Here is a 15,867-nt window from a genome sequence, read left to right as displayed (position 1 = left end):
CGGGCGGCAGGCCGTGCCGCCGGCCGCCGGGGACACCCGGCCGCCGCGGCGGTGTTTCGGCCGCGCCTGGGGTGGAAAGCCTTGCGGAGTGCGGCAAAGACCCGCGCGCTGAGGCGGTCCGGCGGCACCGGGCGGTCACCACGGGTGGGTGGCCGCGGGCGCGGACTTCGCCGATCGGGTGACGTGATCGACATCGAGATCCCGGGAAGAAGGGCGTACTCTCATGTGTTGCAGTCTTGGTTGCCCGGAGGGTGAGCCGGGGACCGAAGCCAAAACCCCCTTGACCCAGGCGGATGCGTTCGCGCGCCCGCCGAAGTCAAATCGGTTGACGCGCCCCAACAATGGGAAGCAGTAAGAGAAGGAGGTGAACGAAGGAAATGGAAGCCACGATGACGGGCTGGGCGGAACTCGCGGCCTGTAAGGACGAGGACCCGGAACTGTTCTTCCCGATCTCCGAGGTCGGCCCCGGCGCCCGGCAGACGGCGCAGGCGAAGGCCGTGTGCGCGCGCTGCCCCGTGCGCGCCGAATGCCTCGGCTACGCGCTCGACAACGGCCTCGACCACGGCGTCTTCGGCGGCACCACCGCGGACGAACGTCGCCGGCTGGTGCGCACCGCACCGCAACGGCACCGAGTGGCCTGACGGCCCGGCCGGTGACCTCTTCCCGGCGGCCTCGAGCACAACCACCGAATCCGGAAGAAATTCGATTCCGGCCGTGTGCGCGCCCGGGTGGGTGATTCTCCGTGAATCACCCACCCGGGCTTTTTTTCGCCGCGCGATATCTATGCGCCGCTTTGCATCTTTCCCGCCGGCATGTGGTCATCGTGCGCACCCGGCCACGTCTCCGGCAGCCCGAACGCCGCCGCCGTCACCGACTCGAACGCGGCCATCGCCGTGATCGCCCCGTCCTCGATCGTGAGGAGGGTGGCCCCGAACCACCGGTAATCGTGCTCTTCCGGCCGCCGCAGGTAGGTCGCCACCGCGGGCTGGCGGTTCGCGTACACCGGCCGCATCCGGAACCGCCCGACGCACTCCGGCGACGCCGGGTCCAGCGAGAGCGTCAGCGCCTGGACGATCGACGCGCGGTTGGCGAACCACAGCGTGTACGGCGGCATGATCGCCTGGGCGTCCTCGTGCAGCAGCCGGGCGACCGCGGCCGGGTCGCCGGCCTCGTAGGCGGCGATGAACCGCTTGAGCAACGCCGTTTCCCCGGCCGTCGGCTCGCCGACCGTCCACTCTGTACGCCGCGCGGGCAACCGCTCACGCAACGTCGCGCGCGCCCGCTGGAGGGCGCTGTTCGCCGACGCCACGCTCGTCTCCAGCAGCGCCGCCGTCTCCTTCGCCGACCAGCCGAGCACGTCGCGCAGGACCAGCGCCGCCCGCTGGCGCGGCGGCAGGTACTGGACGGCGGCGAGGTAGGCCAGCTCGATCGTCTCCCGCTCGACCACGGTGTCGTCGGGGGTGGCGCCGTGATCGAGCAGCCGGTCCGGGTACGGCTCCAGCCACGGCAGGTCGGCGGCCTCGATCGGGCCCACCGGTTCCCCCGGCGGGCCCAGCTGGTCGGGCAGCACGCGCCGCGGACGGCGGGCGAGGACGTCGAGGCAGGCGTTCGTCGCGATCCGGTACAGCCAGGTGCGCACGCTCGCCCGGCCCTCGAACCCGTCCCGGCCCTTCCACGCGCGCAGGAACGTCTCCTGCGTGAGGTCTTCGGCGTCGGCCGGCGACCCGAGCATCCGGTAGCAGTGCACCTGGATCTCCCGGCGGTGCCGTTCGACGAGCGCTTCGAAGTCCTGACCCACCCGGGCACGCTAGCGCACCGAGGCTGGGACACTGCTGCGGTGAGTGGAACGGTATTGGTGCTCGGCGGACGCAGCGAGATCGGCCTGGCCGTGGCGAAACGCCTGGTCAGCGGGGACGTCCGGCGGTTCGTGCTGGCCGCGCGGCCGGGCGCGGACCTGACCGGGGAGGTCGCCGCGCTGCGCGAGGCCGGCGCCGAGACGGTGGAAACGGCCGAGTTCGACGCCGACGACCTCGCCGCGCACGGCCCGTTCCTGGACAAGGTGGCCGCCGAGCACGGGCCGCTGGACACCGTCGTGCTCGCCTTCGGCATCCTCGGCGACCAGGCGCGCGCGGAGCGCGACGCCGCCCACGCCGCCGCGATCGTGCACACGGACTACGTCGCCCAGGTCGGGGTGCTGACCCACGCCGCGAACCTGCTGCGCGCCCAGGGGCACGGCCGCCTCGTCGTGTTCTCCTCCGTGGCCGGGGTGCGCGTGCGCCGCGCGAACTACGTCTACGGCTCGGCCAAGGCCGGTCTCGACGGCTTCGCGAGCGGCCTCGCCGACGCGCTGCACAGTGACAACCGGGGCTCCGCCCCGGGCCGGGGGCTCCGCCACCCGGGCCCCCGAAAGCGTAGGGGTTCGGGTGTCCAGCTGCTCCTGGTCCGTCCCGGGTTCGTGATCGGCCGGATGACCGAAGGCATGACGCCGGCGCCGTTCTCCAGCACGCCGGACCAGGTGGCCGAGGCGACCGTGGCGGCGCTGCGCCGGGGCCGCGGGGTCGTCTGGGTGCCCGGAATGCTCCGTCCGGTCTTCTTCGCGATGCGCCTTCTGCCGCGCGCGATCTGGCGCAAACTGCCGCGGTGACGCGATAGCGCCGGCCACTGTGGCCGGTGCCACAGCCCGTTCTCGTGCGCGAACCCCTACGGTGCGTGGCAGAACCGGCCGATAGGCCCGATTCCGCTCGGCCGATCGGGCAGCGTCACAGGTTTCCGACAACTTTCTCAGCTGATTCCCAGCAAACCCGGTGATCCTCGAAGGAGGGGAAACACAGGGAAGCAAGGGGAACGTCGTGTTGTTGTCGTCGCGGGGGAGCCGCATCGGCGGCCGGGTCGCGCTCGGCGTCGTCTCGACGGTGGTGCTCGGCGCCACCGGCTACCTCTGGACGCAGCTGAGCACCCTCGACGCCGGCCTCGTCACCGCCGACGTCATCCCGCCCGCCGCGCAGATCGACACCGAGGACACCCCGCCCGGCGAGCCGCTGCAGGTCGCCCAGAACATCCTGCTCGTCGGGATCGACGCGCGCACCGACGCGTACGGCAACCCGTTGCCGCAGAACGTGCTCGACGCCCTCCACGCCGGGGGCGGCGACGACGGCGGCGACACCACCGACACGATGATCGTGGTCCACATCCCGGCCGGCGGCGCCGCGGCCACCGCGATCTCGATCCCCCGCGACTCCTATGTGGACATCGCGGGCGGGTACGGCAAGCACAAGATCAACTCGGCCTACAGCCGCGGCAAGAACGCCTCGATGTCCGGGTTGCGCGCCCAGGGGCTGTCCGGCGCGCAGCTGGAGGTGGCGGCGAACGAGGCGGGCGCGAAGACCGCGATCCAGACGGTGGAGAAGTTCACCGGGCTGACCATCAACCACTACGCGGCGATCAACCTCGCGGGCTTCGACGCGCTCTCGCAGGCCGTCGGCGGCGTCGAGGTCTGCCTCAAGGCACCGGTGCAGGACAAGTACTCCGGCGCGAACTTCGCGGCCGGCCCGCAAACGCTGTCGGGAGCGCAGGCGCTGGCCTTCGTCCGGCAGCGCCACGGGCTGCTCAACGGCGACCTCGACCGCATCGCGCGGCAGCAGGCGTTTCTGTCCGGGATGGCGAAGAAGGTGCTGAGCGCGGGCACGTTCACCGACCCGTCGAAGCTGAGCTCCCTGGTCGGCGCCGTGCAGGGCTCGGTGGTGCTGGACAAGGGCTGGGACATCCTGAGCTTCGCGCAGCAGCTGCGGGGGATGAGTTCGGGCGCGATCGCGTTCGCCACCATCCCGGTGCAGAGCCTCTCGCTGGCGACGCCGTCCGACGGCGACGCGGTGAAGGTCGACCCGGCGCAGGTCCAGCAGTTCGTCCGCACGGCGATCAACACCGCGGCCGTCCAGGCCTCGGGCGACGACACGAGCGGGGGCGTGAAGCCGGTGGCCGCCACCGGCACCAAGGCGCCGGCTCCTTCCTCGGACACGAAGCAGCCGGCGACCAACACGGCCGCCGGCTGCGTGAACTGAGCCTTTACACGAACGCGGACTGTCCGGTGATCGCCTTGCCGACGATGAGGGTGTTCATCTCGCGCGTGCCTTCGAAGGAGTAGATCGCCTCGGCGTCGGCGAAGAACCGCGCGACGTCGTAGTCGAGGACGATCCCGTTGCCGCCGAAGATCTCCCGGCTCCAGGCGACGACCTCGCGCATCCGCGCGGTGACGAACGCCTTGGCCAGCGACGAGTGCTCGTCCTGGAAGATCCCCGCGTCCTGCAGGCGGGCGAGCTGCACCAGCATGCCCCAGGAGGCGGTGATGTTGCCGAGGCTCTTCACGAGCAGGTCCTGCACCAGCTGGAAGCGGGCGATCGGCCGGCCGAACTGCTTGCGCTCCTTGGCGTAGTCCAGGGCGAGCTCGTAGGCGCCGACCATCACGCCCAGTGCCTGCCAGGCCACGCCGCCGCGGGTGGCGCGCAGGATCTCGGCGACGTCGCGGAAGGAGTTGATGCCCTGCAGGCGGTTCTCCTCCGGCACCCGGACGTCGGTCAGCGTGATCTCGGCGTTCTCGACGATCCGGAAGGCTGTCTTGCCCTGGATCTTCTCCGCCACGAAGCCCGGCGTGCCCTTCTCGACGACGAAGCCCTTGACGTGGTTGTCGTCGAGGTCACGTGCCCACACCACGACGTAGTCGGCGAAGGTCGCGTTGCCGATCCACTTCTTGGCGCCGTTGAGGACCCAGGTGTCACCGTCTCGCTTGGCCGTGGTGCGCATGCCGCCGGCGACGTCCGAGCCACCGAGGGGCTCGGTCATCGCGAACGCGCCGATCTTGTCCATCGCGGCCATCTCGGGCAGCCAGCGGTCCCGCTGCTCCTGGCTCCCTCCACTGTAGATCGAGTACATCGCGAGTCCGTTGTGGACACCGAAGAACGTCGCCACGGAGGCGTCCGTGCGGCTCATCTCCATCGCCATCATGCCGGTGAGCAGGTGGCTGACGGCCGGCTTGTGCTCGCCGTAGCCCTCGTAGGGCAGGCCCGCGAGGCCCGACTCCCGGAACATCCCGATCAGTTCCTTCGGGAAGGTGCCGGCCTCCCAGTTCTCGTTCACCAGCGGCTTGACGTCGGTGCGCATGAAGTCGCGGGCCTTCACCAGCAGCTTGCGCTCGTCGTCGCCCAGCAGCGTCTCGTAGTTGTAGAAGTCGGCGGTCAGCTGGTCTTCGAGTGCTTCCATGTTCATGTCAGTTCTCCTCCAATGCGGACAGGACGGCGAGCTGCTTGCGGTCGCGCGTCTCGGCGAGTTCCGAGTACGTGGAGGAGCCGTAAGCCTTTTCGACAGCTTCGATGAGCTGTTCCTGCTCTTCGGGGCTCTGGCTGGGGTTGCCCAGCCCGGCCCACATCTGCTTCATGGACTTGCCGATGTGCTCGGCCATGTGCCGGTAGCCACCGAGGCCACCGCCGAGGTGCGAGCCGAGGAACGGCCCGACCGTGGCCCAGCGGATGCCGAGCGAGTTCGTGATGACCTTGTCCAGGTCCTCCGGTGTCACGACACCCTGCTCGACGAGGTAGATGGCCTCGCGGCTGAGCGCGTTCTGCAGCCGGTTGCCGACGAACCCGGGGATCTCCTTGCGCTCCACGACCGGCGTGCGGCCTAGGGAGGTGTAGAAGTCGACGGCCTGCTGCACGGCCTCGTCGCTGGTGCGCTCGCCCGGAACCACCTCGACCAGCGGGATCAGGTGCGGCGGGTTGAACGGGTGTCCGATGAGGACCCGGCTGCCGTCGATCTCGCCGGTGAACGCGGTCGAGGGGATGGCGGACGACGAGCTCAGCTGCAGCGCGTGCGCCGGTGCTTCGTCGACGAGCTGCTTGAACAGGTCCTTCTTGAACTCGACGTTCTCCGGGCCGTTCTCCTGCACGACATCCGCGTCTCGCACGGCTTCGGTGACGTCGGCGGCGATCTGCACCCGGCTCGCCAGCTCGTCGGCGGTGGTGCCGAGGTGCGGGGCGAACTGGGCCAGCGCCTGCGAGACGGCGTCGGCGAGGTCGGGGCGGGGGTCGGTGACCCGGACGGTCAGGCCGTGGTGGGCGAACAGCGCTGTCCAGGACAGGCCGATGGTGCCGGCGCCGATGACTGCGGCGTTCTTCATGCCTGGGCTCCCTTCAGGTAGTCGAAGACCGGTTTGACCGGGGCGAGCGTCAGGTCGGTGAGAATGTGGCTCGCGGAGACGACCTCCAGCACCGGCAGATCGGCCAGCGGGGCCAGGACGTGCTGGAACAGCTGCAGCCGCGCGGGGCCGGTGTAGGCCTCCTTGACCACGACGTCGGTGATCTCGGTGCGGACCAGTTCCTGGACGCGCGGGGCGCCGTCGTAGCCGGGGATCGTCTTGAGCATGAACGTCGGCACGGTGATCTGGCGCTCGGCTTCGCGGGCGTCCAGCTCGTGGTGCTTGTAGCCCATGGTCGCGGTGGCCACCCGCAGCGTCCCGTAGTCCAGCGTGCCCACGAGGACGCCGTTGTCGACATAGAGATTCGGGCTGCCGACGGTCTTCGGGTACGCGCTGACCTCGCGCCCGGACGCGGTGGCCGGGAAGTTGTCGAGGTACATCGCGTGCAGGTACTCGCCGCGCTCGCCGTCGAAGCTGACCTCGATCGCCTGGCCGGACTCGGTGTACGGGCCGTAGCCGGAGACGTCGCCCATCTTCATGACTTCGAAGCGCACCAACGGTTCTTCGACCTGCAGCGGCTCCGGGACGACCGCGCGCAGGGCGTCGGCGTCGGTGCGGTAGACGATGTTGAGGTACTCGCGGTTCGTGAACCGGGGGACGACGGGCGCGAACGCCGGGGCGGTCAGCGGGGTCGTCACGTGCCGGCGGACTTCGTCGATCTTCATTCGCCTGTCCACTTCGGAGCGCGGCGCTCGGCGAAGGCGGTCATGCCCTCGCGGACGTCCTTGGACTGCATCAGGTTCTTGATCTCTTCGCGTTCCGCGGCTTTCGGGTCCGCGGCGCGCACGATCTTCTTGACGGCGGCGAGCGCCAGGGGCGCGTTCTCCGCCAGCTTCTCGGCCAGCTGCAGCGCGACGGCGGCGGCGTCCCCGGTCGGTGTCACGCGGTTGACCAGGCCGAGCTCGCCGGCGCGGCGGCCGGTGACGGGCTCGCCGGTGAGCAGGAACTCCATCGCCAGGTGGTGCGGGATCCGCTGGGGCAGCCGGATCACGCCACCGCCCGCGGCGATCAGGCCGCGCTTGACCTCGGGCAGTCCGAACTTCGCGTCTTCGGCGGCGACGATGAGGTCGCAGCCGAGGGCGAGTTCGAACCCGCCGCCCATGGCGAACCCCTCGACGGCGGCGATCAGCGGCTTGGCCAGCTCGGCTTCGGTCAGGCCGCCGAACCCGCGGCCGGGGATCTCCGGGGACTCGCCCTTGAGCGCGGCCTTGAGGTCCATGCCGGCGCTGAAGGTGTTCTCGGCGCCGGTGAGGACACCCGCTCGGAGCGTGGGGTCGCTCTCGAGGTCGTCGAGGGCGGCGGCCAGCCGGGTCGCGACGGCGGCGTTGACCGCGTTGCGGGCCTCGGGCCGATCGATCGTGATCAGCAGGGTGCTGCCGATCCGTTCAGTACGTACTTCACTCATGACTTCCCCTTCCCGAGGGGGCACTTTCACGTGAAAGTGCCCATGGTTCAGACCAGTTCCGCGAGGACTTCGGCGGTGTCCTGGCCGGCCAGCGGGGCCAGGCGGCGGATCGAGCCGGGCGTCGCGGAGAACTTCACCGGGATGCCGACCGTGCGGATGGTGCCCTCGCTCGGGTGCTCGACGGTGTCGAGCAGGTGGCCGTCGCGGACGTAAGCGTCCTCGTGGGCCTTGTCCAGCTCCAGGACCGGGGCCATCGGGATGCTGTGCTTGGCGCAGACCTCGGCCCACTCTTCGGTGGTCAGCGCCGGGGCGCAGACCGCGATCTGCTCGCTCAGCCACTCGTTGTCGGCGCGGTTGATCGCGTCGCCGTTCACGCGCGGGTCGGCGGCGAGGTCCGGGCGCCCGGCGGCGGCGAAGAAGTCGCGGAAGTTCTGCGGGTTGTAGGGGATGACACAGGCGAGGCCGTCCTTCGTGCGGACCGCGGCGTGGCCCTTGGTCATCGACAGCGCGAACCCGGTGGGGCCTTCGGCCGGCTCGTAGGTGTGCCCGGCGAGGTGTTCGACCAGGTTGAACGCGATGAGCGTGTCGGTCATCGGGATCTCGATCTGCTGGCCCTCGCCGGCCTTGTCCCGGTGGACCAGCGCGGCGAGCACGCTGTAGGCGATGGTCAGCGACGAGACCTTGTCGCCGATGATCGTCGGCAGGTAGACCGGCTCGCCCAGCGCCCGGTTGGCCACGTCGACCAGGCCGGAGGAGGCCTGCACGGTCTCGTCGTAGGCGGCGTGGCCTGCCCGGTCGGAGTCGCTGCGGAAGCCCTGCGCGTGGGCGTAGACCAGGCGGGGGTTGCGCTCGGCGACGTCGGCGTAGTTCAGGCCGAGGCGGGCGAGCGCGCCCGGGCGCATGTTGGTGATCAGCACGTCGGCCGTGTCGATCAGCTTGAGGGCCTGCTCGCGCTCGGCGTCGTCCTTGAGGTTGAGGGCCACACTGCGCTTGTTGCGGTTGACGTTGAGGTTCAGCGCGGTCATGCCCGGCGTGGTGCGGTACTCGCCCACCCGCACGGTGTCCGCGGGGGACTCGATCTTGATCACGTCGGCGCCCAGGTCACCGAGGATCTGCGCCGCGTACGGGCCCATCACCACGGTCGAGAGGTCGATCACCCGCACGCCGTCCAGCGGTCCGGTCGTCGTCATCTTTCCGTCCTTTCGCGCCTTGCTGTCTTGCTCTACTTACGAACGTAGGCGCGTCTGGCGGAAAAGGGAATGATCATGATGCGAACAATGGTATGACTCTGGTGGTCATACCATTGTTCTAGCTGCTGAGCGGTTCGGCGAAGATCTCTTTCGCGGCGTCGACGAGGTCACGCAGGTCGCCGTCGGTGCGGTCGCGCCGCCAGAGCAGGCCGGTGTCCAGCTGGGGGCGGAAATCGGCGAAGGGGAGCACGGTGACGTTGTCGAGCCGGTAGCCGTGCATCGGGCTCCGGTCGTCGAGCATGGAAATGGAGAAGGCTTCGCCGCTGGAGATGATTTCGGATGTGCCGCCATATCCGGTGTTGGTCAGCCGGATGCGTTTTTTGATGCCGAGTTCGTTCAATTGGTGGTCGAGCTGGTCAAAATAGGCGGGCGTGATTTCTTCGGGCGAGGCGACGTACGGGAAGTCGGCGAGTTCGGCGAGGCTGACGGAGTCCCGCCCGGCGAAGAGGTCGGCCGGGACGACGGCACCGAGCCGTTCGGTCATCACGGGCAGCTGTTCCAGCGCGGGATCGGTGACGGGCAGCCGGGCCAGGGTGAGGGCGAGCTTGCCGTCGTGCACGCCCTGCACGAGGTCGGCGGTGGTGCCGGGCCAGCGCTTGAGCTCGTATTTGTCCCGGACGCGCTCGGCGAGGGCGTTCACGCGGTCCCGCAGGTCGGGGTGCACCCCGGCGGGCATGCCGAGGAAAACGGTGCTGCGCTGCGGCTTGGTGGCCTCCGCGAGCTTCCACGGAATGGCACTGACCTGCTCGAGGACGTCCCGCGCGAGCGGCAGCAGGGCGGCCCCGGCATCGGTCAGGGTGACGTGGTGGGTGCTCCGGTCGAACAGCTGCTGCCCGAGCTCGTGTTCGAGGTCCTTGATCCGCTGGCTGAGCGGCGACGCGGCCATGTGCAGCTTCCGCGCGGCCGCGGAGAAGTTCAGTTCCTCGGCGACCGCGACGAAGTAGCGCAGGTGCAGCATCTCCATACCCCGACCCTAACGACCACGCGTGACGGGGAGGTCGACACGGCTCGGCGGACCGGGTTCGGGAGGTGAGCCGTCACCGCCCGTGCCGCCCAGCGGGGAACGTCAGCGTGAACGCGGCCCCGCCCTCCGGCGCCGGCCCGGCCGTCACCGTCCCGCCCATCCGGGTGACCAGCGCGTGGACCAACGCCAGCCCGATGCCCGACCCGACCGGACGGCGGTCGCGGTAGCGCGCGTTCAGGACCCCGCGCTCGAACGCCACCGGGTAGTCCTCCGCCGCCAGCCCCGGCCCGCCGTCCCGCACCGCCAGTGAAACGACCGCATCGGACGCCGACAGCGAGAACACCATCGGCGCCCCCGCCGGCGTGACGCGCAGGGCGTTCTCCGCCAGCCCGTCGATCACCTGACGCAGCCGCCGGGCGTCGGCCAGCACGAAAACCGGCGACGAAGGCACCGAGACGGAGAGGGAAACCTCCTCCCGCGCGCATCGCAGCTGCCACACTTCCGCGCAGTCGCGCACCAACGCGGCCACGTCCAGCGGAGCCATGTCCAGCCGGAACTCGTCCGCGCCCAGCCGCGCCAGCTCCAGGAGGTCCTCGACCAACCGCGAAAGCCGCGCCGCCTCGCGCTGGATCGTCTCGCCGGCCCGGACCGCGTCCGGCCCCGAGGCCACGCCGTCCGCGATCGCCTCGGCGAAGCCCGTCACCGCCGTCAGCGGCGTCCGCAGCTCGTGCGACACCGACAGCAGGAACTCCCGCTGCCGCGCCTCGCTGACGGCCAGCGCGTCGGCCAGCGAGTTCAGCGACCCCGCCACCTCCGCCACCTCGCGCGGCCCCTGCACCGGCACCCGCACGTCGCGACGGCCCGCCCGCAGCGAGCCCGCGGCCAGCGCGGCCCGGCGCAGCGGACGGCCCAGCAGCCGCCCGGAGACGAAGCCCGCGACCGCCGCCACCAGGAGGCCGATGCCCAGCGCCAGCAGGATGTTGCGCACCAAGGCCCGTTGCGTCGCTTCGACGTTCCGCGCGGGCAGGACCAGCGCGAACGCCGCCCCGCGCGTGCCCACCACCCGCGTCTCGACCAGGTACTGCGACCCCGCCACCGTGACCCGCCCCGAGCGGTCGGCGGTGAGCCCGAGCTTCCCGGCGGCCTGCACGGCGGCGGCGTCCCCGAGCGCCTGCCCGCCCGCCCGGCGGACCACCACCGAGATGCCCTGCCCGCGCACGACGTCGGCCACCTTGCCGACCCCGAGCCGGTTGCCGATGCCCGTTTCGTCCAGTTGCGACGCGACGACGTCGGCCTGCGCGGCCAGCGACGACTGCAGCACGTTGTCCGCCGTGGTCCGGATCAGCCGGGACGCCACCAGCCCCGCCACGATCACCGCGACCCCCGCGACGGCCAGGCAGACCAGCGTGATCCGCCCGGCCAGGGAGCCCCTCATGCCGGATCCGCCGCGTACCCGATGCCCCGCACCGTCCGAATCGGACTCGACGCCCCCAGTTTCGCCCGCAGCTGCGCCACGTGGACGTCGACCGTCCGCGTCCCCGCGGCCGCGGCGTACCCCCAGACGGCGCTGAGCAGCTGGTCGCGCGAAAGCACCTGCCCCGGGTGCCGGAGCAGGTGCGTGAGGAGGTCGAACTCGGTCGACGTCAGCGAAATCTCGACCTCACCCGCCCACGCCCGCCGGGACAGGACGTCGACGCGCGCGCCGCCCACCGCGAACGTCGCCGGCGCGGGCCCCGACGCGCGGCGCAGCACCGTCCGGACCCGGGCCGCCAGCTCCCGCGGGCTGAACGGCTTGGTGAGGTAGTCGTCCGCGCCGATCTCCAGGCCGAGCAGGCGGTCGAGCTCGTCGTCGCGGGCGGTGACGAACAGCACCGGCGTCCAGTCCCCGGCCGCGCGCAGCGCCTTGCAGATCTCGATACCGTCCATTCCGGACAGCCCGATGTCGAGCACGATCGCCACCGGCTTGAGCCGCCGGACCGCCTCGAGGGCCCGGCCGCCGTCGGCCTCGACGTGCACGCCGAAGCCGTCGCGCCGGAGGTAGAGCGCCGCCAGCTCGGCGATCGCGGCCTCGTCCTCGACCACGAGGACGAGGCCGCGTCCCGGTGACCCCATGCCTGCTCCCGTCTCCGCCGTGTTCAGAGGGGAGACGCTAGCCGGTCAGGGCGAGCCATCGCTGTTCATGTCGGACTCGATCCCGTTCAGCGTCGACTCGATCCCGCTCAGTTCGGCGGGCGACGACGACGTCGGCGGCGGCGAACCCATCAGGTCGTCCCGGCAGCCGGCGCAGCCGAGCACGACGAGCGCCGCGGCCACGGCGATCCCGGCGCGCCTCACTTGGCCGGCTTGCAGTGCGCGGCCGCGAACGCGTCCAGCTTCTGCTTGGCCGTGGTCAGCTCGCCGATCCGGCCCTGCCGCTTGGTGGCCCGCTGGTCCAGCTGGTCGGCGCGGGCGGTGTGCCCGGCGGCCCGCTGGTCGGCCGCCCGCGCCTTCAGGTTGGCGACCGAGCCCTTGACCTCCGGGCCGCCGTTGATCCGCTTTTCCAGGTTCGCGGCCCGCTTCTGCAGCTTCGGCACCCAGTCCGAGCAGACCTGCTGCGACTCCTCGGGGCTGAGCGTGATCGGCGCCGTCTGGGCCGACGCCAGCGGCGCCGCCACCAGCAGGCAGGCCGCGGTCGCCCCGCCCGCCAGCGCCAGCCGCGTCCAGGTGGTTCCTCGCATCGTCTCTCCTCGTCTCCGTTCGGGGTACGAGGAGAACTCTGGCGGGGTCGTGTTCGAAGGGCGTCCGCCTAGTGTTCGGGCTTTGTAAGGCCGAGGGTGACCGACGTCCGCGCGAGGTCGAACGTCAGCGTGTTCCCGAAGTTCGGCAGCGCCGGGTCGAACAGCAGGCCGTCGGTGCCGCCGAGGAGCAGCCCGAGCCGGTGGCCCGCCGGGACGACGTGGTCGAGGGCGGTGAGGTCGAACGTCATGGTGTAGGCCCGGCCCGGGACGAGCGGCTCGCCGTGCCGCAGCGACGCGTGGTGCCCGAGGTCGGCCCAGCCGGCGGCGACGATCCGGTGGTCGACGCGCACCACGTCGGTGGCGGTGTCGAGGAAGCACGCGCTGTCGACCGCACCGCTCGCGCCCCAGCACGACCGCGTCGCCAGGTTCCTGACCCCGCTGCCGTAGAAGGCCGTGTTGCGCGTCTCGGCCGGGCCGTAGTCGACGAGCGCGACGCCGAGCCGCGCGGCCGTCTTGTCCGACGACGCCGTGATCGTCACCGACGGCGACCCGGCGATCCGCACCGGCGCGGGCAGCGGCGGCCCGGTGAACCGCGCGGCCGACACCCCGGCCGCCCACTCCTCGCGCGTGACGGCGGGGTCGTCGACGACGCTCGCCGTGCCCGACCCGGTCAGGCCCAGCGTGCCGCCGGCCGACGGGCGCAGCGTCGCCGGGAGCGTCGCGGGCGGCCAGCTCCGGACGTCGGTCCACTGCTCCGGCGCGGTCTCGAGGTGCACGGCGGGTTCGCGCTCGACGCCGTTGTGCAGGCCGAGCAGCCAGCGGTCGAACCAGCGGTGCAGCGTCTCGACCCACAGCGCGCGCTGCAGGTCGAAGGGGTCGGTGTGGCCGGCCTGGCTCAGCCACGCCTTGCGCGGGACGCCGGCCCGGCCCAGCGCGGCCCAGTAGCCGGCGAACTGGTTCGCCGTCACGGCCCAGTCCCCGAAGCCCTGCGCGATGAGCACGCTCGCCTGACCGGGGCGCGGTGTGTAGTTCACGCTCTCCCAGTAGGCGTTGTAGTCGCCGCTCGCGCCCGCTCGGGCCTTGACGTCGGCTTCGAACGGCTTGCACAGCTCGGCGGCGCGCTCGTTGTAGGTGAAGGCCGACCCGGTGTTCTCCGGCGTGGCCAGGGGCGCGCCGTTCGCGATGAGCTGGGCGTAGTTGTTCGCGACGCCCTCGATCGGCACGATCGTCTTCAGCCCGGTGACGCCCGACGCGGCCATGCCGATCGCGGTCGCGCCGTCCTGCGACTTGCCGATCGCGCCGACGTCCCCGGTGGCCCAGCCCGCGGTCACCGGACGGCCGCCGTCGGGAGCGTCGAACGCCTTCGCGCGGCCGCCCAGCCAGTTCACGACCGCGTTGCCGGAGCCGACGTCGTCGAAGCAGCCCGACGACCGGTTCGTCCCGCCGACGTCGGCCAGCACGACGGCGTACCCGCGCGGCACGAAGTAGTTGTCGAGGAACAGGGGGAACTGCTGCGGGGTGCCGTCGGGCGCGTACGTCTTCTTCTGCGCTTCGTTGCCGCGGCCGCAGCAGGCGTAGTACGGGCTGACGTCGAGGATCACCGGGACGCGCTCGCGCGTGTCGGGCCGGATGACGTCGGCGGCGATGCGGTCGGGCCTGCCGTCACGGTCGTGGTCGGTGCCGGTCTCCACCCACGCCGTCTCGCGGATGGCGTCGGCGTAGGAATGAACCGGCCGGCTTTCCGCGGCGGCGGCCGGGGCGGCGAGTCCCGCGGTCGTGAGCAAAGCGGCCAAAAACCCCAGTAGCAGTCGCATCGGACCAGAGGATCACGGTTTTTCGTAGCGCGCCAGGAACTTCTCCATCGCGGCGTCGACGGCTTCGCGGTCGCCGGTCGTGACGAGGTCGAGCAGCAGCCCGCGGGTGACGGCGAGCCCGAGCCGGGCGTGGGCGGGGCGGTCGGCCGCCGGGACGCCGAGCTGGGCGAGCCGGGCTTCGATGGGGCCGAGCCAGTCGTCGATCACGCCGTCGAGGAACTCCGCCGTGCCCGGGGTGCCGCCCAGGGCCTGGCCGTAGAGCTGGAAGAACAGCTTTTCGTTGGCACGCAGGTCATCGTCGGTGAGCCGGCGCCAGAACTCCGCCGGGCCGAGGCCGGCGAGCGCGGCGCGCTGCCGGGCCTCGACCTCGCGCGCCACCGCCGTGAGCAGGCCTTCCTTCGAGCCGAAGTGGTAGATCAGCATGCGGTGGCTGGTGCCGAGGTCCGCGGCCAGCGCGCGCAGGCTGCGGTCGGCCCCGCCGTGGTGGGCGATGTGGTCGATCGCCGCGTCGAGCAGCTTGCCGCGCGGGCTTGTGTCGATCATGTACCAGATGGTACACGTACCAAATGGTACAAAGGATTTCGGTGCGCGCCCGCACGGCCGCACCGGCCGACGCCGTGTATGCCCTGCTGCGCGACGGCGCGAGCTGGCCGCGGTGGTCGCCGCTGGGGTCGTTCGAGCTGGTCCGCGCGGGGGCGGGCGAGCCGGAGGGCTTGGGCGCGATCCGGCTGTTCAAGACCGGCGGCGTGCGGTCGTACGAGAAGATCGTCGCGCTGGAACCGGGCCGCCGGTTCGGTTACGCGCTGGAGCGCGGCCTGCCGCTGCGGGACTACGTCGCGTACGTCGACCTTTCGCCGCGCGACGGCGGCACCGACATCCACTGGCACTCGACGTTCGAGCCGAAGATCCCCGGCACGGGCTGGTTCTACCGCTGGTTCCTCGGCTCCTTCATCCGGCGGGTGGCCGCGGGTTTGGCGCGCGCCACCGCCTGACCGGCGTGTTACTCTCCCCGGGAGAGCGAGGAGGCGCGCCGTGGGCCCCGATCCGTACGACCGCAACTGCCCGACCCGCCAGCTGCTCGACCGCATCGGCGACCAGTGGACGGTGCTGATCGTCGGCGCGCTCTCGGACGGCCCCCTGCGGTTCACCGAGATCGGCCGCCGGGTGGACGGCATTTCCCAGAAGGTGCTGACCCAGACCCTGCGCAGCCTGGTCCGCGACGGCATCCTCGCCCGCACGGCGTACCCGACGATCCCGCCGAAGGTCGAATACGAGCTGACGGCACTGGGGCGCAACCTGTCCGAGCCGCTGGAGATGCTGGACCGCTGGGCGCGGCAGCACATGGCCTCGGTCCAGGAGGCGCGGGACGCCTACGACGCGGAGCACACCCCCGCGTCCGCGTAGCACTTGACAGCTCCTGGACAGTTCCGCCCGATCGGGCGTCACCCGTCCAGTCCGCGGGGACACTGTCGC

Annotated in this window: 18 protein-coding genes; 5 read left to right on the top strand and 13 right to left on the bottom strand. The window is 71.4% G+C overall.

Going from position 1 to position 15,867, the window contains the following annotated elements; all coding sequences use genetic code 11:
• Nucleotides 1-377 precede the first annotated feature (377 nt).
• The gene (locus tag BLW76_RS35130; RefSeq protein WP_091315704.1) at nucleotides 378-641 is read left to right on the top strand and encodes a WhiB family transcriptional regulator; all 264 of its coding nucleotides are present in this window, start codon (nucleotides 378-380) and stop codon (nucleotides 639-641) included.
• A 140-nt stretch (nucleotides 642-781) separates the two neighbouring features.
• Here the strand turns inward: BLW76_RS35130 and BLW76_RS35125 are convergent, their stop codons facing one another.
• A complete protein-coding gene (locus BLW76_RS35125) occupies nucleotides 782-1,798 on the bottom strand; it encodes an RNA polymerase subunit sigma-70 (protein ID WP_091315702.1) in 1,017 nt (338 codons plus the stop codon).
• Nucleotides 1,799-1,837: 39 nt separating this feature from the next.
• Here BLW76_RS35125 and BLW76_RS35120 point away from each other — a divergent pair, with 39 nt between their 5' ends.
• Complete coding sequence (locus BLW76_RS35120) at nucleotides 1,838-2,644, top strand: SDR family NAD(P)-dependent oxidoreductase (RefSeq protein ID WP_091320254.1); 807 nt, start codon at nucleotides 1,838-1,840, stop codon at nucleotides 2,642-2,644.
• A 205-nt stretch (nucleotides 2,645-2,849) separates the two neighbouring features.
• Nucleotides 2,850-4,058: an LCP family protein gene (locus tag BLW76_RS35115; protein WP_091315699.1), complete on the top strand. Its 1,209-nt coding sequence runs from the start codon at nucleotides 2,850-2,852 to the stop codon at nucleotides 4,056-4,058.
• A gap of 4 nt (nucleotides 4,059-4,062) precedes the next feature.
• Here BLW76_RS35115 and BLW76_RS35110 read toward each other — a convergent pair whose 3' ends face one another.
• The 12 genes from BLW76_RS35110 to BLW76_RS35055 form a co-directional block, all read right to left on the bottom strand.
• On the bottom strand, nucleotides 4,063-5,259 hold the full coding sequence (locus BLW76_RS35110) for an acyl-CoA dehydrogenase family protein (RefSeq protein ID WP_091315697.1): 1,197 nt from the start codon (nucleotides 5,257-5,259) through the stop codon (nucleotides 4,063-4,065).
• 1 nt (nucleotide 5,260) lies between these two features.
• Entirely contained in the window at nucleotides 5,261-6,166 is a 906-nt protein-coding gene (locus BLW76_RS35105; protein ID WP_091315695.1) for a 3-hydroxyacyl-CoA dehydrogenase NAD-binding domain-containing protein, read from the bottom strand.
• The gene (locus tag BLW76_RS35100; protein ID WP_091315692.1) at nucleotides 6,163-6,909 is read right to left on the bottom strand and encodes an acetoacetate decarboxylase; all 747 of its coding nucleotides are present in this window, start codon (nucleotides 6,907-6,909) and stop codon (nucleotides 6,163-6,165) included. The genes BLW76_RS35105 and BLW76_RS35100 overlap by 4 nt, the downstream gene beginning before the upstream one ends.
• Nucleotides 6,906-7,649, bottom strand: a complete 744-nt coding sequence (locus tag BLW76_RS35095; RefSeq protein ID WP_091315689.1) for a crotonase/enoyl-CoA hydratase family protein — start codon at nucleotides 7,647-7,649, stop codon at nucleotides 6,906-6,908. The genes BLW76_RS35100 and BLW76_RS35095 overlap by 4 nt, the downstream gene beginning before the upstream one ends.
• Before the next feature lie 47 nt (nucleotides 7,650-7,696).
• Nucleotides 7,697-8,839 (bottom strand): CaiB/BaiF CoA transferase family protein, encoded by a 1,143-nt coding sequence (locus BLW76_RS35090; RefSeq protein ID WP_091315686.1) that lies wholly within the window; start codon nucleotides 8,837-8,839, stop codon nucleotides 7,697-7,699.
• 118 nt (nucleotides 8,840-8,957) lie between these two features.
• Nucleotides 8,958-9,863 carry a LysR family transcriptional regulator gene (locus tag BLW76_RS35085; protein WP_091315683.1) on the bottom strand — a complete coding sequence of 302 codons (906 nt, stop codon included), beginning with the start codon at nucleotides 9,861-9,863 and terminating at the stop codon, nucleotides 8,958-8,960.
• Nucleotides 9,864-9,936: 73 nt separating this feature from the next.
• Nucleotides 9,937-11,298, bottom strand: coding sequence for a HAMP domain-containing sensor histidine kinase (locus BLW76_RS35080; protein ID WP_091315680.1), 1,362 nt, complete (start codon nucleotides 11,296-11,298; stop codon nucleotides 9,937-9,939).
• Nucleotides 11,295-11,975, bottom strand: a complete 681-nt coding sequence (locus BLW76_RS35075; protein WP_091315678.1) for a response regulator transcription factor — start codon at nucleotides 11,973-11,975, stop codon at nucleotides 11,295-11,297. Before BLW76_RS35075 ends, BLW76_RS35080 begins: the two co-directional genes overlap by 4 nt.
• Before the next feature lie 45 nt (nucleotides 11,976-12,020).
• Complete coding sequence (locus tag BLW76_RS35070; protein WP_091315675.1) at nucleotides 12,021-12,197, bottom strand: hypothetical protein; 177 nt, start codon at nucleotides 12,195-12,197, stop codon at nucleotides 12,021-12,023.
• Nucleotides 12,194-12,580, bottom strand: coding sequence for a hypothetical protein (locus BLW76_RS35065; protein ID WP_091315672.1), 387 nt, complete (start codon nucleotides 12,578-12,580; stop codon nucleotides 12,194-12,196). The genes BLW76_RS35070 and BLW76_RS35065 overlap by 4 nt, the downstream gene beginning before the upstream one ends.
• A gap of 68 nt (nucleotides 12,581-12,648) precedes the next feature.
• Nucleotides 12,649-14,394: a CocE/NonD family hydrolase gene (locus tag BLW76_RS35060; RefSeq protein ID WP_091315669.1), complete on the bottom strand. Its 1,746-nt coding sequence runs from the start codon at nucleotides 14,392-14,394 to the stop codon at nucleotides 12,649-12,651.
• A gap of 12 nt (nucleotides 14,395-14,406) precedes the next feature.
• The gene (locus tag BLW76_RS35055) at nucleotides 14,407-14,937 is read right to left on the bottom strand and encodes a TetR/AcrR family transcriptional regulator (RefSeq protein ID WP_091315667.1); all 531 of its coding nucleotides are present in this window, start codon (nucleotides 14,935-14,937) and stop codon (nucleotides 14,407-14,409) included.
• A 23-nt stretch (nucleotides 14,938-14,960) separates the two neighbouring features.
• On the opposite strand from BLW76_RS35055, the gene BLW76_RS35050 reads away from it, so the two are divergent.
• Nucleotides 14,961-15,386, top strand: coding sequence for an SRPBCC family protein (locus BLW76_RS35050; RefSeq protein ID WP_091315665.1), 426 nt, complete (start codon nucleotides 14,961-14,963; stop codon nucleotides 15,384-15,386).
• A 40-nt stretch (nucleotides 15,387-15,426) separates the two neighbouring features.
• Nucleotides 15,427-15,798, top strand: coding sequence for a winged helix-turn-helix transcriptional regulator (locus BLW76_RS35045; protein WP_091315663.1), 372 nt, complete (start codon nucleotides 15,427-15,429; stop codon nucleotides 15,796-15,798).
• The last annotated feature ends 69 nt before the right edge of the window (nucleotides 15,799-15,867 follow it).

The sequence above is a fragment of the Amycolatopsis tolypomycina genome (assembly GCF_900105945.1).
In the GTDB taxonomy this organism is placed as follows: domain Bacteria; phylum Actinomycetota; class Actinomycetes; order Mycobacteriales; family Pseudonocardiaceae; genus Amycolatopsis; species Amycolatopsis tolypomycina.
Note: the sequence above shows the minus strand (reverse complement) of the source record. Positions and strands in the feature narration are given on the sequence as shown.

What these genes read in the sequence shown, in the direction of transcription:
- BLW76_RS35130 (WP_091315704.1), top strand. Translation starts at nt 378, where the DNA reads ATGGAAGCCACGATGACGGGCTGGGCGGAACTCGCGGCCTGTAAGGAC.
- BLW76_RS35110 (WP_091315697.1), bottom strand. Translation starts at nt 5,259, where the DNA reads ATGAACATGGAAGCACTCGAAGACCAGCTGACCGCCGACTTCTACAAC.
- BLW76_RS35105 (WP_091315695.1), bottom strand. Translation starts at nt 6,166, where the DNA reads ATGAAGAACGCCGCAGTCATCGGCGCCGGCACCATCGGCCTGTCCTGG.
- BLW76_RS35100 (WP_091315692.1), bottom strand. Translation starts at nt 6,909, where the DNA reads ATGAAGATCGACGAAGTCCGCCGGCACGTGACGACCCCGCTGACCGCC.
- BLW76_RS35095 (WP_091315689.1), bottom strand. Translation starts at nt 7,649, where the DNA reads ATGAGTGAAGTACGTACTGAACGGATCGGCAGCACCCTGCTGATCACG.
- BLW76_RS35090 (WP_091315686.1), bottom strand. Translation starts at nt 8,839, where the DNA reads ATGACGACGACCGGACCGCTGGACGGCGTGCGGGTGATCGACCTCTCG.
- BLW76_RS35085 (WP_091315683.1), bottom strand. Translation starts at nt 9,863, where the DNA reads ATGGAGATGCTGCACCTGCGCTACTTCGTCGCGGTCGCCGAGGAACTG.
- BLW76_RS35080 (WP_091315680.1), bottom strand. Translation starts at nt 11,298, where the DNA reads ATGAGGGGCTCCCTGGCCGGGCGGATCACGCTGGTCTGCCTGGCCGTC.
- BLW76_RS35075 (WP_091315678.1), bottom strand. Translation starts at nt 11,975, where the DNA reads ATGGGGTCACCGGGACGCGGCCTCGTCCTCGTGGTCGAGGACGAGGCC.
- BLW76_RS35065 (WP_091315672.1), bottom strand. Translation starts at nt 12,580, where the DNA reads ATGCGAGGAACCACCTGGACGCGGCTGGCGCTGGCGGGCGGGGCGACC.
- BLW76_RS35060 (WP_091315669.1), bottom strand. Translation starts at nt 14,394, where the DNA reads ATGCGACTGCTACTGGGGTTTTTGGCCGCTTTGCTCACGACCGCGGGA.
- BLW76_RS35055 (WP_091315667.1), bottom strand. Translation starts at nt 14,937, where the DNA reads ATGATCGACACAAGCCCGCGCGGCAAGCTGCTCGACGCGGCGATCGAC.
- BLW76_RS35050 (WP_091315665.1), top strand. Translation starts at nt 14,961, where the DNA reads ATGGTACAAAGGATTTCGGTGCGCGCCCGCACGGCCGCACCGGCCGAC.